The following is a 13,656-nucleotide window of genomic DNA, read 5'->3' as shown; positions in this document are numbered from 1 at the left end:
TCAGGCCAGGCGAAGCACCGCATCCACTTGGTCGTCGCTCCGGTTCGTGAACTCGACGCGAAGGCCCGCGATGGCGGCCAGGCCGCGGAACACGTCGTCGGAAAACCAGTGGATGATCCACTCGCGGTCGGCGGTCTGTGACTCATGGTCGGTGACGAGCTCGTATCGAACCTGTGTCGTCCGCGTTCGCTGCGCCAGGTCATAGGTTTCGCCGATGACCGTGTACTTCGCCCGTGCCGTCGCTGATGCGGACACCGACGTGACGCCAATGCGCTCCGGTGGCGTGGGAGTGGGACTCCACAGCGGGACAAGCGCCGCGCCGTCTTCTCGAAGGTGCCTCGCAATGGCGCGGAGGGCGTCGAGGGCGGATTCGTCATCGGGGAGGAGGTTAAACGTTGGACCAGCAAGATAGATGCTGCCGAACGTCATCCCCAACTCGAGCCGTTCCATCCGCTGGTGATGGATCTGAGCGGTGACTCCGTCTCGCCTCAGCCGCTCGAGCCCGCGGTCGACCATGTCGGTCGAGGAATCGACACCGACGAGTTCGTACCCGGCCACCGCTAGCTCAAAGAACGGGCCATCGTCACCGCAGCCCAACTCGAGCGCAGGCTGACCGTGCTCCTCGATGAAGGCTCGGTAGCGATCTGCACTGAAGTGGCTCGCCCTGAGCGCGCGGTAGACGTCGGGGACGATCCCGGTATAGAACTCGGCGGCCTCCATTGCTTCACCCTAGCGATGGGCGAGGGGCGTGCGACGGCTACTGCCCGAGATAGAACGCGGCGGCGTTGTCCCAGAACACAGCCGATGCGTGCTCCGGCGCGACTGCCTGCGCGATGCGGTCGAAGTCATCGCTCTGGAACGGGCGGCGGGCGCGCGTCGAGGGGAGGTCGGTACCGACCATGAGCGCGGTCGGATCAACGTGCATGATCGCCTCAATGACCGCGGCTGGGTCAAGCTCGACGCGGCCGAAGCCCGTGGCCTTGACCTTCACTCCCTGCTCGACGAGGCGCAGCAGGTTCGGGAGCCCATCCTCGTGCATGCCGAGGTGATCGATGCTCGCGGCCGGGAGGGCGGCGATTCGCCGGGAGAGATCCTCGTCGATGGTCCGCGTGTCGATGTACAGCTCCGCGTGCCAGCCGACGAGGTCGTGCACGCGCCTGGCGAGCCACTCGAGATCGTCGAGCGCAGCCGAGCCGCCACGCGCGACGTTGAACCGCACCGCGCGCACGCCCGCCTCGTGCAGGTCGCGGATCGCCTCGTCGCTCGTGTCGCTGGGGATCTGCGTGACGCCGACATACGTGGGCCCGAGCGCCTTGAGCGCGTCAATGAGATAGCCCTGGTCGAACGCCTGGAACGAGCCTGAGACGATGGCACCGCCGGCGATGCCGAGGCCCTGAATGCGCTCGCGGTAGGCATCGACCGTGAACGCTTCGGGCAGGAAGCCGTTGTTTTCCACGAGGGGATGCGCGGGGTCGGTGATGTGCAGGTGGGCGTCGAAGACGGGCTGCGTCATGCGGGGAATCCTTCGAGGTGGCGGCGCTGCGGTTCTGCGTCGAGCCTAGTGGGCGCTGCCGAGACCGCCGGTGAGCCGGGCGTGGAACGTCGTCGTGAACTCGTTCATGCCGGTGAACTCCACGACCTTGCCGCGCCGGGCATACTTCGTCTCGATCGCATCGAGAGCGGCGACGGTCGACGCGTCCCAAATGTGCGACTTCGTCAGGTTGATCACGATGCGGTCGGGGTCGTCGGCATACTCGAACATGGTGGTGAGGTCGTTGCTTGAGGCGAAGAGCAGCTGACCTTCGACGGTGTAGTGCGCGACCTGCACGCCGTCGCGTTCGATGATGCTGCGGTACACGGTGATGAGGTGTGCGACGCGGCGCACAAACATGACCGACGCGACGAACACGCCGGTAACGACGCCAATCGCGAGGTTGTGCGTGGCGACGACCACCGCGACGGTGATGAGCATGACCGCGGTCTCGCTCTTCGGCAGGCGACGGAGCGTGGCCGGAGCAATCGAGTGCCAATCAAAGGTGCCGACCGACACCATGACCATGACCGCGACGAGCGCCGCCATCGGGATGATCGCGACCGCGTCGCCAAGCACCACGATGAGGATGAGCAGGAGAACGCCCGCGAGAAACGTCGAGATTCGCGTGCGCGACCCCGACGCCTTCACGTTGATCATGGTCTGCCCGATCATCGCGCATCCGCCCATGCCGCCGAAGATGCCCGACGCGAGGTTTGCGACGCCCTGCCCCCACGACTCGCGGGTCTTATTCGAGTGCGTGTCGGTGATGTCGTCGACGAGCTTCGCCGTCATGAGCGACTCCATGAGCCCCACGATCGCCATCGCGAGTGCGTACGGGGCGATGACGCCGAGGGTCTCCCAGGCGATCGGCACGTTCGGGATGAACAGCTCGGGAAGGCTTCGGGGGAGTTCACCCTTGTCGCCGACTGTCGGCACGTTGATTGCGAAGATAACCACGATGGCGGTGATGAGCACGATCGATACGAGCGGGGCGGGGATGGCCTTCGTGAGCTTCGGCAAGAAAATCATGATGATCAGCCCGACAGCGACGAGGGGATACACCAACCACGGAACGCCGATGAGCTCGGGAACTTGCGCCATGAAGATGAGGATCGCGAGCGCATTGACGAAGCCGACCATGACGCTGCGGGGAATGAACCGCATCAACTTCGCCACGCCGCACACGGCCAGCACAATCTGGAGCAGGCCCGCGAGCAGCACGGTCGCGATGAGGTAGTCCATCCCGTAGTCGCGCATGACGGGAGCGATGACGAGGGCGACGGCGCCGGTGGCGGCCGAAATCATGGCGGGCCGTCCACCCACGAACGCGATCGTGACCGCCATGATGAACGACGAGAACAGCCCAACCTTGGGGTCCACGCCCGCAATGATCGAGAAGCTGATCGCCTCGGGAATGAGTGCCAACGCCACCACGAGTCCGCCCAGCACCTCGCGGGTGAGGATGCGCGGGGTCCGCAGCGCCGTCAGTACTGAGGGGTGCGCGCGGTAGCGGCGCCGGTTGTCGGCGGTGGTCGCAGTGGACATGAAGCGGGTCTCCCGAGGTCGCGAATTCAGAACGCGGCGCAAGCCAAAATTTGAGCCTAGTGGAGTCGTCGTTTTTGTCCGGACATTTGCGGCGAAGTCGCGACCATGTCGAGTACTCCAATGTCGCGGTCAGGGCAGTCTGGAAGGCTGCCGGTATGAGCGGAAACGACGCATTCCCCGACCATGTCTTCCACGCCCTCGGAGTGCCGCCCCACATCTTCGAGAAGAAAATCGGGGGAGCGGTCACCGTTATCGAGAAGCGTCCTGAGGGCGGGCCGATCACCCTCATGACTGCCGGCGTCTCGAACCTGCCGACCCACTCCGGCGAGGCGGTCGAACTCGCCGTCGAGGTGCTCGACGGCCAGCAGGGTGCGGGGTTCATCGCGCTGCGGATCGTCTGTGATGACATCGCGCAGAATCGGCGCGTGCCTCCAGTTGGTGCGCCGTGGCGCAACTCAGAGCCGTTCCTCACCGGTACCGCGATTTCGGCGATTGTCGCGACCGGGTCGCGGTGGGGTGCGTCGTTTGACGAGGTTCGTGCCGAAGATGGCACGGTGGTCGGCCACGTGCGGACGCTTCGGCTGCTTACCGATGCCGAAGCCGGCGTTGTCGCGACGGAGGGATTCGACGCGCTGCGCGCGCAGGTCGGCTCAGTCGAGGCGCTCCTCGACGTGGAGCGCGACGACGACGTCGCGCCGAGCGGCGTCCCGGACAACACCCCGGTCATCCTGTCGAAGATGCACGCTGAGCATCCGCCACGGTGGGTGACCTACGCCGGCCGATCTTTGCAGTCGGTCACCGGCTACGAATCGGAGGCGTACATGGACGACAGCTCGAACCACGAGATCTGGCCCTTGAGTAAGTTCGTCGAGCGGTTCCCTTTCATCGAGGGGTTCCTCGGCCTGGCGCGCGTTGGCGAGACCGCGCGGTTCGACGACGACTCCGGCGTCTACAAGATCGAGGCCGACTGAGTAAAAGGCGTGCGGGGAATCGAAATATCGACTCCCCGCACGCCTATTTAGAGGTTCATCGGGCTACGACGCGATGCCGATGATGCACGAGACGATGGCAAACACGGCGATGCCGGCGAAGATAAAGGCCCAGAACTGCATGGGGATGAAGAACAGCGTGTGGACGTTCTTCACTCGCTGCGCGACCTTGACCTCCTCTTGCAGGAGCGCCTCGCTCATCTGCTGCGCCTCTTCGTAGGAGCGCGGCTGTGGCTGGCCGGGGCCGAGCGAGAACTGGCCTGACTCGACGAGCTCCGCGAGCTGCAGCTCCCGGTGCACGCGCCACTCCTCGACCTTGCGCAGCGGGCCGGTCACGTTGAGCGCCTGGCCGGTGAACCAGGTTGCGGCCCCCGCAATGATCAGGCCGATCGCGGCCGAGAAGGGAAGTGCGGAATCGTCGAGGAAAGTGCTGCCAACTCCGAGAAACAGAATCATCGCCAAGCCGACATAAACGGCCGCGAGCACACCCCAGCCACGCCAAATAATCATGCCGACGATCCCATCACAGCGGGGCCGCTGCGAGCATCCGCCTGCAGTCGCACCCGCCCGCCGCAGTGTGCCGCCGCGGGACTACAGCGGCGACTCGCGGTCGGGTGTGAAGAGGTCTTCGATGCGGCAGTCAAACACCTCGGCGAGGCGAAACGCGAGCGGGAGCGACGGGTCAAAGCGCCCGCGTTCGAGCGAAATGATCGTCTGCCGCGACACCCCCAGCTCATCGGCGAGACGCTGCTGCGACCATTCGCGGGTCTGTCGATGCTCCCGCAGCGTATTCTCCATGCCTAGCCCCGCCGCTTCGCGACGAGATACCGCACGACAACGCTGAAGCCCGCGAGCAGAATCACGCCCACGAGCGTCCATACCGTGTCGAGCTGGACGCGCGTGACCGCGAGCACCATCAGCGTGAGGCCGGTCAGCAGCACCGTGTCGCGCAGGGCGCCCGCCTGTGCCGCGTCGAGCCACGTCGATTCGATCGACTCCTCGGGCTTGTCGAGCGCGCCCCGCAGGGTCGTGCGGTCGACGACGAGCGCCCAGATCAGCGCGACGAAGCCGGATGCGGTGGCCGCGGCCATGATGACGGCGAAGAGTGCCGCGCGGTCGCCACTCGCGACCCCGGTGAGGAGCGTGACGCTCCCGAATGCGGCGGCGAGCACGAGCCCGGCCGGGATCGCGACGCCCATGGCGGTAAAGCGGCCTCTGGCAAACTTGGTGCGTCGCCAGCGGGTGCGGCCGTTCGGGTTGGCGTGCGAAGTCATCTCCACCTCCGGGTAAAGCGTGCTTGACATGTAAATGAAGCTTTACATAGAGATTGGCGACTTCGCAAGCTTCGATGGGTCGGGCCGTCGGGTCGTCGGCGCGAGCGTGAGCACGATGAGCGCGACGGCGATGGCGGCAATCCCAACCCAGCCGAGCGGCGAGAGTCGTTCGCCGACGATCGTGACGGCGAGCACCGCCGCGACCGCTGGCTCGGCGAGCGTGAGGGTCGTCGCGGTGCTCGCCGGTACGCGCGACAGGCCGTAGCCGAACAGTAGGTAGCCGAGAAACATCGGCACGAGCGCCATATATGCCCCGACCGTGAGGTTGTTCGGCGTCGCGAGAAACGGTGCCCCCGTGATGGCGAGCACCGGCATGAGCGCGGCGCCGCCGATCCCGAACACCGCACCCATCGCCGCGGCACGGCTGATGCCGCGGCCAATGAGTCGATGTACCGACCACGAGTAGAGCGCGTAGGTCACGCCCGCGACGAGCCCGAGCGCAACGCCGCCAATCGTGGGGAGCGTCTCGGTCGGTGCCGAGTGGAGCTCCGCGACGCATAGGAGCGCGCTTCCGGCGATGCCGAGCGCCGCCGCGAGCGACCACCACGCGCTGAGCCTGCGCCCATCCACGAGCCGCTCGAGCACGCCTGACGCGAGGGGCGCCGAACCGAGCGACACGACGGTGCCGATCGCGACGCCCGCGAGGTGCATCGAGCTGTAGAACGCGAGTGGATACGCAAACACGGCAATGGCGCCCGCGAGCACGGCACCACGGTGCTGAGCAAGTTGCCCACGTGCGCTGCGGAGCGCGGGGAGCGCGATCGCCGCCTGCAGCAGGCCGCCGATGCCGAGGGCGGCGGCGCCCATGGCGAGCGGCCCGACCTCGGGCGCGAACGTCGCGGCCGTGCCGGTCGTGCCCCAGAGCACGGCGGTCAGCAGCACCGCGAGCGTGCCGGCGGGGGAGGCGCGCCTCACCGTTTCCATACTGCGAGCCCTCCATCGTCGGGTAGGGTTGATCGGAGGGACGGCGATCGTCCCGAATCGCTCCGTAGCGGCAATTACGCTGCGGTCAACTGAATGACAGCTTGTCATTCAACAGCAAGAAAAAGGAATGACGTAATGGCCACTGGCATCGTCAAATGGTTCAACTCCGAAAAGGGATACGGCTTCATCGCCCCCGACGACGGCTCGGCCGACGTGTTTGCGCACTTCAGCGCGATCGTTGGTACTGGTCGCCGTGACCTCCAGGAAAATCAGCAGGTGGAGTTCGACACCGAACCCGGCCAGAAGGGCCTGCAGGCAACGAACATTCGTGCCCTCTAGTCCTCATTAACACCACTGCGCGGGTGTGTCCTCCTCACGAGGACACACCCGCGCAGTGCTTTCCCGCACCGCGGTCGCGCGAGAGACTGGAAATATGACAAACCCCAGCAGCACCCAGCAATCAGCTACCGAATCGCGCCTGCGGGCCGTCGTGACCGGCGCGAGCACCGGCATCGGCGCCGCGACCGTGGGCTGGTTGATGGAGGCCGGATGGTCGGTGCTCGCGGTCGCGCGCCGTGAAGATCGACTCGCCGAGCTGGCCGCCGCAACCGGTTGCGACTATGTCGTCGCCGACATCACGAGCGATGACGACGTGGCGCGGATCGTCGAGGCGGCCGGCCCCATCCACGCCCTCGTGAATAACGCGGGTGGCGCGCGCGGCGTCGACCGCGTCGCCGAGGCCGACCTCGACAACTACCGCTGGATGTACGAGACGAACGTGCTCGGCACCGTGCGAGTCACGAAGGCGCTGCTGCCGAACATGCTCGCGACGGGCCGCGCCGACGTCGTGCTGCTCACTTCGATCGCGGCACACACGACCTACGAGGGCGGTGCCGGCTACTGCGCCGCGAAGGCGGGCGAGCGGGTCGTTGGCGAGGCGCTGCGGCTCGAACTCAACGGCGAGCCGGTGCGGGTGATTGAGATCGCGCCCGGCATGGTGCAGACCGAGGAGTTCTCGCTGCGGCGCCTCGGCGGCGACCAGGAGCAGGCCGACGCCGTGTACGCGGGCGTCGACGAACCGCTCACGGCCTATGACATCGCCGACGCAATCGGCTGGGCGCTCACCCGCCCGACGCACGTGAACATCGACCTCATGGTGCTGAAGCCCGTCGCCCAGGCAGCGCCGCACAAGGTGCACCGCGTCTTCGCCGACGGCGAGGCGTAGGCGGGCGTCGGCCGTTAGTCGTCGCTCGGCCGCCGTCGCTGCCGCTTGAGCTCAGACCGCCGCTGCTTCGCGTCGGCGCGGCGCCGCTGCGAGCCCTTCGTTGGCTTCGTGGCGCGGCGTAGTACGGGCGGGGCGACGGCCTGCCGGATGAGCTCGCCGAGCCGTTCGCGCGCGGCGGCGCGATTGCGGCGCTGTGAGCGGAACTCGGCGGCGGTCACCGTCAGGGTGGTTCCGGTCAGTCGGGGTGCGAGCGCCGCAAGCACCCGGGTGCGCTGCGATTCGGTCAGTGCACTTGTCACTCCGAGGTCGAGGCTGAGCTGCACGCGCGAGTCGCTCGTGTTCACGCCCTGCCCGCCGGGCCCCGACGCGTGGGAAAACTGTTCGGCAAGTTCGGCTGCGGGCACGCGAATGCCGCCGGGTGCTCCCGGGCCGGCTGGTATTCGCAGGTCGTCCACGGCCACCAGTGTGCCGCATTCCGCGGACTACTCGCCGCGCGACTCCTCGCGCAGGCGTGGCTCGACCCGGTGCTCGGGCTTCACGCCCGCCTTGTCGGCATAGAACTCGCGGATGCGGTCCATGTCGTCGGCGACGCTCCCCGTGAGCTGCATCGTGGGGCCAAGTCCCGCCGACATCGTCGTGCGGTCGACGTAGCCAAGCGTGACGGGCATCCCGGTCTCGCGGGCAATGCGGTAAAACCCGGACTTCCAGTGGGTGTGACCGCTGCGCGTGCCGTCGGGCGTGATCACGAGTCCGAATACCTCGCCCGAGTGCACCCGCTCGACGACCTCGCCGACGACTCGGCCCGGGTTCGCTCGATCGACGCCGATACCGCCGAGGCGCCGCATGATCGGCCCGCGCCAGCCCTTGAACAGGCTGATCTTGCCCATCCATCGCACGTCGATGCCGAGCCGCCACGCGATCGCGAGCATGATCACGAAGTCCCAGTTCGACGTGTGCGGGGCGCCGAGAAGCACGGTGGGCCGTGTCGGTGCGGGTTCGGAGACGAGCTTCCAGCGGCTGCACGCCCAAAAGAGGCGGGCAAGGAGTCGACGGATCATTCCGCTACCGTACGGGCCGGGGCTGGCTCACACAAGGCAAGCAGCATGGGGCGGGCGCGATCGAGGCCGTCGTGCAGCACGGCGTTGTCGTAACTGCTCGCCGTCGCGAGCCCTTCGGCGGCATATCGCACGAGCAGGATGCGGTCGGGGTCGAGGCCGTCGCCCGCGAGAAATTCGTGCCAGTGGGCCGTGTCGGCGTCGGAGAGCTCCTGCACGCCGGGGATGCTGCAGAGATACGACCAGAAGTCGGCGAACCGCGCGAACTCCTGACGAATGGGGGAGTCGACCTCACAGAGCGCACGCACGTACGCTCGCAGCGCCTTGCCGGGCCGGTTCTCTGAGAGATCGATGCGGTCGCGCACGCCGCGCTGGATGCTCTCGAAGTAGGTCTCGACGACGGCGAACAGGAGGTCGTCTTTGCTCGCGAAGTGGTGCAGCAGTCCACCCTTGGAGATGCCGGCCGCGGTCGCGACGTGCTGCAGCGAGGTCGCCGTCCCCCGCTCGGCGAGCACGTCGCGCGCGGCCGCGAGAATCTCGAGCCGAGTGCGCTCGGCGTTGCGCGAATTGTCGCCGCTGGTCACTGTTCGATCACCTCAAGCATGCCGGTATCTTCACTCACCTCGAACCGGCGCGGAATCGTGCGCCAGGCGAAGATGCCCGTGACGACGAGAATACCGGCCGCAATCAGTGCGGTGACCTGCATGCCGTGGGTGAAAGCGAGTCGCAGCCCCTCGGCGACGGCGGGATACGGCTCGGCGACGGTCTCAAGGCCGGCGGCGAGCGACTCCCGCGCATCGACCTGTGCCGCCTCCGGCAGTGACTCGAGGCCGGGAAGGAAGACCCGGTACAGCGCGGTCATGATCGAACCGAGGATCGCGATGCCGAGTGCCGTGCCGAGCTCGTACGCGGTCTCGGAGATGCCCGACGCCGCGCCGGCCCGCGCCCTGGGCACCGACCCGACCACCGCATCCGTCGACACCGTGATCGCGAGGCCAATACCGAACCCCACGACGAGCAGCGTGGCGATGATCGCGACGTAGCCCGGGAGGCTCTCGGCGAGCGCAAGCCCGGCGAGTCCGATGCCCGCGACGATGAGGCCGATGCCGATCGTGCCGCCCATGCCGAGGCGACCGACGACAGCGCCGATGAGCAGCACGACCACCATCGATGCGAGGGTTGCGGGGAGCTCGGTCAGGCCAGCCTGGAGGGGGCTGAGTCCGCGCACGAGCTGAAGGTACTGCGAGAAGAAGAAGAGCAGGCCGCTCAGCGCGAAGATCGCCATGCCGTTCGAGATCACAGCACCGCGGAACGCGGGAAGCGCGAACAGCTCGAGGTCGAACAGTGGCGTCGTGAGCCGACGCTGGCGGCGGACGAACCACCAGCCGGCGACGATACCGAGGGCGGCGGCAGCGTGCATGACGACGCCGAAGTCGCCCGAGAACGCGCTCTTCACTGCGTAGATGAGCGGAACGATCGCGGCGATCGAGAGCGCCGACGAGAACCAGTCGATCGATTGCGCGTTCGGGTTGCGTGATTCGGGGAGGAGGAGCAACCCGGCCACGACGAGCACGACGATGACGGGGATATTGATGAGGAACACCGAGCCCCACCAGAAGTGCTCGAGCAGCACACCGCCGACGAGCGGGCCGAGCGCGGCGCCGCCGGCCGCGCCTGCCGACCAGATCGCGATGGCGCGGGTGCGCTGCGCGGGCACGCGGAACATGTGGCGGATGATCGACAGCGTCGAGGGCATGAGGGTCGCGCCGCTGATGCCGAGGAGCGCTCGGGCGGCGATGAGCACCTCGGCGGTCGGCGCGAAAGCCGCGATTGCCGACGAGATGCCGAAGGCGATGGAGCCGGTGAGCAGGAGTTTCTTGCGTCCGACGCGGTCGGCGACGTTGCCCATCGTGATGAGCAGTCCGGCGATCGCAAACGAGTAGATGTCGCCGATCCAGAGGATCTGGTTTGCGCTCGGGGCGAGCGACTCGCTCAGCGACGGAATCGCGAGCGAGAGCACCGTCGCGTCGACCGCGAGCAGGGTCACCGCGAGCACGAGCACGGCAAGCGAGGCCCATTCACGGGCGCCAGCACGGGGCGAGGGAGGACGAAGCTCGAACATGTGGTTGATTCTACAGACCATATGGTCGGTAGGGAAGTGTGGGTGGTCGCTTCATGCGGGGTGCGCGTGAGTAAAGTCGAGGATCGTGCACGAACAGACAGCGCCGACCGAGACTCTTCGCACCTTCGACGCCGCGAAGGTGGTCGCGGACATCGAGGCATCGACCGGCGCGACCCTCGACGCGGCGCAGCGCGAGGTCGTCAGCGAGGGGGCCGAACTCCTCGCCGGGAAGCTCGGGGCGGTGCCGTCGCCCGCGGATGCGTCGGTCGGGATGTACGTGCACGGCCCGGCGGGCCGCGGCAAGACCTGGCTCATGTCGGAGCTGTTTGCGCTCGCGCCGGTGCCCGACTCGGCGAAGCGTCGCGTGCACTTCCACGCCTTCTTCCGAACGCTCCAGCAGCGGTTCGGGATGCGCGTGAGCGGCCGCGAGGCGATTGAGGCGACGATTGCGGAGCTGCTCGACGGCGCCCGACTCTTCTTCTTCGATGAGCTCCACGTGCACGATCCGGGCGGCGCGGCGCTGCTGAATCGCCTGCTCGACGAGCTTGCCGCGCGCGGGGTGCCGAGCCTCATCACGTCGAACTATGCGCCCGAGGGGCTCCTGCCGAATCCCGTGTATCACCACGTGTTCGAGCCGGGCATCCGCATCATTCGTGAGCGATTCGCGGTGCGCACGCTCGACGCCGGTACCGACTACCGCCGCGGCGAGTCGGGGCGAGCAACGCGCTTCGCGACGGGGCGATGGCTCGTTGCGTCACCCGATGAGGCGAGCGCCGCGCGGGCGGCGGGGCTCGCGCTGCCGGAGGCGGGGGAGGCGGCAACCGTACTCGAGGCGCACCACGCGCTGCGGGCTCGGGCGGTGCGCGACCGCGAGGTGTGGTTTACGTTCGGCGATCTGCTCGAGGCGACCGCCGTGAGCGAGGACTTTTTGCGACTCGCCGACGACTTCGACAGCTGGGTGCTGACCGGTGTGCCACCGCTGTCTGGCGCGAGTCGGGCCGCGCGCCAGCGCCTCGTGACCCTGCTCGACGTGCTCGTTGACCGCGACTGCCAGCTCACGGTGCTCGCGGAGGTGCCGCGGGATGCGCTCGTCGACATTGCGGATCCGCCGGTCGACCTGTTTCGTGCCGAGAGCCGGCTCGCGCTGCTTCGCGGCGACGAGGTCGGGATCGCCGCCGGGGTCTGAACGTCGCTGGCAATCCACGCAGAGTCGTGCCCGCTCGGCCGCAAGAAACCTAGGCTGAACACATGAACGAGTCACTGGCGACGTACATCGCACTGCCCGGACAAACCGCCGACGCTTTCACCCACTGGCACGAGGTGCTCGGTGGCGAACTCACCATTCTCATGTACGGCGACACCCCAATGGAGGGGATGCCGTTCGAGCCCGACCCGAACGCGGTCGCGCACGCCACGCTGACCACTCCCGCCGGGTCCCTCGCCGGCGGCGACGCGATGCCAGGCGACACCTACAACGTGCGGGGGAGCGCCTACTCGCTCCTCTACACCGTCGAATCGGTCGATCGCGGCCGGGAGATCATCGACGCCTTCGTCGCCGCCGGTGGCGAGGTGGGCATGCCGTTCGAGCAGGCGCCCTGGGGCGACTGGTACGGGCAGGTGTTCGACCGGTTCGGCGTCATGTGGGCGATTTCTACCGCGACGGAATCCGCGTAGATCAGCACATTTTCATATCTGATTCATCAATTCGATCGTGGCGCCGATGCCCGCATTCATGCGCGCGCATGAGTATGGTTGAGTCACTATGGCGAGACGGGGCCCCCGGGGCGACATCGATCAGCGAGTGATTCTTGACGCCGCGATGCGCGTGCTCGAGCGTGAGCAGAGCATCGAGGGCGTATCACTGCGCAAGGTTGCGCGCGAAATCGGCGTGGCGCCCAACGCGATCTACACGTACTTCCCGTCGATGGACGTCGTCTGGAATCAGGCACGCGAGCTCGTACTCGCGCACCTCTTGCAAGAAGACTTCACGGCCGGCGACTGTGACTTCTGTGGGCTGCGCGAGCTCATCCGCCGCGTGACCTATACGGGCGACCCGGCGCTGCTCGAGCTCTACCAGCGCCAGGCCTACCTCGGTGAGATGTCGTTCCGGTTCTCCGAGACAATTCTTGAACTCACGAAGTCATCGCCAATGCCCTCGCACAGCGCTCGCAACCTCATCCTGGCTTGGTTGGCCGGGCGAGCCTCGCTGCTGCGCCAACGCACGCTCGAACCCGAGTGGCGCGAGCGTCAACGAGCCGAGGTCGAGGCCGAGTCCGGCCGGGAGTTCCCGCTCGAGGCGGCCGCGAATGCCGAGGCGACCGACAGCGATCAAGACAACGACGTGCGGGCGATGCTTCGCGCGCTGCAGGTGGAGTGCACCTGCGGCGGGGCCCACGAGGATGCTGTCGCCAAGTAGGCGCGCGGCCGGTTACGGGATGGGCACCGCGAGCCCGGTTACGAGGTCATCGGGGTTCATCTCGGGCGTCGGTTCGGTGTCGTAGGCCTCCCAGAACGGCACGCCTGGTGTGAGCCCCTGCTCGCCGACCCAGGTGAGCAGCTCGCCCCACGAGTCGCCGAGGGCGTCATACGCGCCGTGATGCTTCGCGATCGCGATGCGTCCGGCAGGCAGCTCCGATGCCGCGAGCTGCTGACCGCCGTGCTCGCCGGGCTCGTCGATGGCGTGGGCGACAGGGAAGCCCGCCTCGAGGGTCGCCGTCGCACCGGGCGCATCCTCATAGCGGGAGAAGGCTGGGCCCGACGGCGTGAAGACGCCGGCGCCGATCGCCGCGCCGAGTGCGCTGAACGCGGCATCCATGAACGCGGCAAGGTCGTCGGTCGGCACATCGATACCGCGCACGACGACAGTTGGGGTGCCGGGGAAATCGATCACTTCGGGGGTGGTGAGATGCGGCATGATGTTCCTTTGCT

General features: G+C 67.3%; 18 protein-coding genes. 6 read left to right on the top strand and 12 right to left on the bottom strand.

Features of this window, described 5'->3' with window-relative positions; translation table 11 throughout:
* Genes G328_RS0111120 through G328_RS0111110 form a run of 3 tightly spaced genes read right to left on the bottom strand, consistent with a single transcriptional unit; the run spans position 1 to position 3,079 of the window.
* Entirely contained in the window at positions 1-720 is a 720-nt protein-coding gene (locus tag G328_RS0111120; RefSeq protein WP_019619433.1) for a class I SAM-dependent methyltransferase, read from the bottom strand.
* 37 nt (positions 721-757) lie between these two features.
* Positions 758-1,513, bottom strand: a complete 756-nt coding sequence (locus G328_RS0111115; protein WP_019619432.1) for an amidohydrolase family protein — start codon at positions 1,511-1,513, stop codon at positions 758-760.
* A gap of 45 nt (positions 1,514-1,558) precedes the next feature.
* On the bottom strand, positions 1,559-3,079 hold the full coding sequence (locus tag G328_RS0111110; RefSeq protein WP_019619431.1) for a SulP family inorganic anion transporter: 1,521 nt from the start codon (positions 3,077-3,079) through the stop codon (positions 1,559-1,561).
* Positions 3,080-3,234: 155 nt separating this feature from the next.
* Between G328_RS0111110 and G328_RS0111105 the strand changes: the two genes are divergently transcribed.
* A complete protein-coding gene (locus G328_RS0111105) occupies positions 3,235-4,050 on the top strand; it encodes a suppressor of fused domain protein (RefSeq protein WP_019619430.1) in 816 nt (271 codons plus the stop codon).
* Positions 4,051-4,113: 63 nt separating this feature from the next.
* Here the strand turns inward: G328_RS0111105 and G328_RS0111100 are convergent, their stop codons facing one another.
* From G328_RS0111100 to G328_RS0111085, 4 genes are all read right to left on the bottom strand, one after another.
* On the bottom strand, positions 4,114-4,578 hold the full coding sequence (locus G328_RS0111100) for a hypothetical protein (RefSeq protein ID WP_019619429.1): 465 nt from the start codon (positions 4,576-4,578) through the stop codon (positions 4,114-4,116).
* Between the two features lie 81 nt (positions 4,579-4,659).
* Positions 4,660-4,866 carry a helix-turn-helix transcriptional regulator gene (locus tag G328_RS0111095; RefSeq protein ID WP_019619428.1) on the bottom strand — a complete coding sequence of 69 codons (207 nt, stop codon included), beginning with the start codon at positions 4,864-4,866 and terminating at the stop codon, positions 4,660-4,662.
* Positions 4,867-4,868: 2 nt separating this feature from the next.
* Positions 4,869-5,372, bottom strand: a complete 504-nt coding sequence (locus tag G328_RS0111090) for a hypothetical protein (RefSeq protein WP_187325758.1) — start codon at positions 5,370-5,372, stop codon at positions 4,869-4,871.
* A gap of 12 nt (positions 5,373-5,384) precedes the next feature.
* Positions 5,385-6,326 carry a DMT family transporter gene (locus tag G328_RS0111085; RefSeq protein WP_019619426.1) on the bottom strand — a complete coding sequence of 314 codons (942 nt, stop codon included), beginning with the start codon at positions 6,324-6,326 and terminating at the stop codon, positions 5,385-5,387.
* A 135-nt stretch (positions 6,327-6,461) separates the two neighbouring features.
* On the opposite strand from G328_RS0111085, the gene G328_RS0111080 reads away from it, so the two are divergent.
* Both G328_RS0111080 and G328_RS0111075 read left to right on the top strand, forming a co-directional pair.
* Positions 6,462-6,665: a cold-shock protein gene (locus G328_RS0111080; protein ID WP_019619425.1), complete on the top strand. Its 204-nt coding sequence runs from the start codon at positions 6,462-6,464 to the stop codon at positions 6,663-6,665.
* A gap of 94 nt (positions 6,666-6,759) precedes the next feature.
* Entirely contained in the window at positions 6,760-7,551 is a 792-nt protein-coding gene (locus tag G328_RS0111075; protein ID WP_051082904.1) for an SDR family NAD(P)-dependent oxidoreductase, read from the top strand.
* A 14-nt stretch (positions 7,552-7,565) separates the two neighbouring features.
* On the opposite strand, the gene arfB is transcribed toward G328_RS0111075, so the two are convergent.
* From arfB to G328_RS0111055, 4 genes are read right to left on the bottom strand one after another with little or no spacing between them, the layout of a single operon-like run.
* Positions 7,566-8,006 carry an alternative ribosome rescue aminoacyl-tRNA hydrolase ArfB gene (arfB, locus tag G328_RS0111070; protein WP_026339833.1) on the bottom strand — a complete coding sequence of 147 codons (441 nt, stop codon included), beginning with the start codon at positions 8,004-8,006 and terminating at the stop codon, positions 7,566-7,568.
* A 27-nt stretch (positions 8,007-8,033) separates the two neighbouring features.
* Positions 8,034-8,609 (bottom strand): 1-acyl-sn-glycerol-3-phosphate acyltransferase, encoded by a 576-nt coding sequence (locus tag G328_RS0111065; RefSeq protein ID WP_026339832.1) that lies wholly within the window; start codon positions 8,607-8,609, stop codon positions 8,034-8,036.
* Positions 8,606-9,190, bottom strand: coding sequence for a TetR/AcrR family transcriptional regulator (locus G328_RS0111060; RefSeq protein ID WP_019619421.1), 585 nt, complete (start codon positions 9,188-9,190; stop codon positions 8,606-8,608). Before G328_RS0111060 ends, G328_RS0111065 begins: the two co-directional genes overlap by 4 nt.
* A complete protein-coding gene (locus G328_RS0111055; RefSeq protein WP_019619420.1) occupies positions 9,187-10,728 on the bottom strand; it encodes an MFS transporter in 1,542 nt (513 codons plus the stop codon). Before G328_RS0111055 ends, G328_RS0111060 begins: the two co-directional genes overlap by 4 nt.
* Before the next feature lie 85 nt (positions 10,729-10,813).
* Here G328_RS0111055 and zapE point away from each other — a divergent pair, with 85 nt between their 5' ends.
* From zapE to G328_RS0111040, 3 genes are all read left to right on the top strand, one after another.
* Complete coding sequence (zapE, locus tag G328_RS0111050) at positions 10,814-11,914, top strand: cell division protein ZapE (RefSeq protein WP_019619419.1); 1,101 nt, start codon at positions 10,814-10,816, stop codon at positions 11,912-11,914.
* A gap of 62 nt (positions 11,915-11,976) precedes the next feature.
* Positions 11,977-12,402, top strand: coding sequence for a VOC family protein (locus G328_RS0111045; RefSeq protein ID WP_019619418.1), 426 nt, complete (start codon positions 11,977-11,979; stop codon positions 12,400-12,402).
* Between the two features lie 88 nt (positions 12,403-12,490).
* Positions 12,491-13,144: a TetR/AcrR family transcriptional regulator gene (locus G328_RS0111040; protein ID WP_083919634.1), complete on the top strand. Its 654-nt coding sequence runs from the start codon at positions 12,491-12,493 to the stop codon at positions 13,142-13,144.
* Positions 13,145-13,156: 12 nt separating this feature from the next.
* Here the strand turns inward: G328_RS0111040 and G328_RS0111035 are convergent, their stop codons facing one another.
* Positions 13,157-13,642: a GyrI-like domain-containing protein gene (locus tag G328_RS0111035; protein ID WP_019619416.1), complete on the bottom strand. Its 486-nt coding sequence runs from the start codon at positions 13,640-13,642 to the stop codon at positions 13,157-13,159.
* Between the last annotated feature and the right edge of the window lie 14 nt (positions 13,643-13,656).

This window comes from [Zimmermannella] faecalis ATCC 13722, from assembly GCF_000381765.1.
GTDB lineage: Bacteria > Actinomycetota > Actinomycetes > Actinomycetales > Microbacteriaceae > Gulosibacter > Gulosibacter faecalis.
This window is presented reverse-complemented; position numbering and strand designations above follow the sequence as displayed.

Excerpts from the sequence above, each read along its gene's own strand:
- G328_RS0111120 (WP_019619433.1), bottom strand. The coding sequence starts at position 720 with ATGGAGGCCGCCGAGTTCTATACCGGGATCGTCCCCGACGTCTACCGC.
- G328_RS0111115 (WP_019619432.1), bottom strand. The coding sequence starts at position 1,513 with ATGACGCAGCCCGTCTTCGACGCCCACCTGCACATCACCGACCCCGCG.
- G328_RS0111110 (WP_019619431.1), bottom strand. The coding sequence starts at position 3,079 with ATGTCCACTGCGACCACCGCCGACAACCGGCGCCGCTACCGCGCGCAC.
- G328_RS0111105 (WP_019619430.1), top strand. The coding sequence starts at position 3,235 with ATGAGCGGAAACGACGCATTCCCCGACCATGTCTTCCACGCCCTCGGA.
- G328_RS0111100 (WP_019619429.1), bottom strand. The coding sequence starts at position 4,578 with ATGATTATTTGGCGTGGCTGGGGTGTGCTCGCGGCCGTTTATGTCGGC.
- G328_RS0111095 (WP_019619428.1), bottom strand. The coding sequence starts at position 4,866 with ATGGAGAATACGCTGCGGGAGCATCGACAGACCCGCGAATGGTCGCAG.
- G328_RS0111090 (WP_187325758.1), bottom strand. The coding sequence starts at position 5,372 with ATGTCAAGCACGCTTTACCCGGAGGTGGAGATGACTTCGCACGCCAAC.
- G328_RS0111085 (WP_019619426.1), bottom strand. The coding sequence starts at position 6,326 with ATGGAAACGGTGAGGCGCGCCTCCCCCGCCGGCACGCTCGCGGTGCTG.
- G328_RS0111080 (WP_019619425.1), top strand. The coding sequence starts at position 6,462 with ATGGCCACTGGCATCGTCAAATGGTTCAACTCCGAAAAGGGATACGGC.
- G328_RS0111075 (WP_051082904.1), top strand. The coding sequence starts at position 6,760 with ATGACAAACCCCAGCAGCACCCAGCAATCAGCTACCGAATCGCGCCTG.
- G328_RS0111065 (WP_026339832.1), bottom strand. The coding sequence starts at position 8,609 with ATGATCCGTCGACTCCTTGCCCGCCTCTTTTGGGCGTGCAGCCGCTGG.
- G328_RS0111055 (WP_019619420.1), bottom strand. The coding sequence starts at position 10,728 with ATGTTCGAGCTTCGTCCTCCCTCGCCCCGTGCTGGCGCCCGTGAATGG.
- G328_RS0111045 (WP_019619418.1), top strand. The coding sequence starts at position 11,977 with ATGAACGAGTCACTGGCGACGTACATCGCACTGCCCGGACAAACCGCC.
- G328_RS0111040 (WP_083919634.1), top strand. The coding sequence starts at position 12,491 with ATGGCGAGACGGGGCCCCCGGGGCGACATCGATCAGCGAGTGATTCTT.
- G328_RS0111035 (WP_019619416.1), bottom strand. The coding sequence starts at position 13,642 with ATGCCGCATCTCACCACCCCCGAAGTGATCGATTTCCCCGGCACCCCA.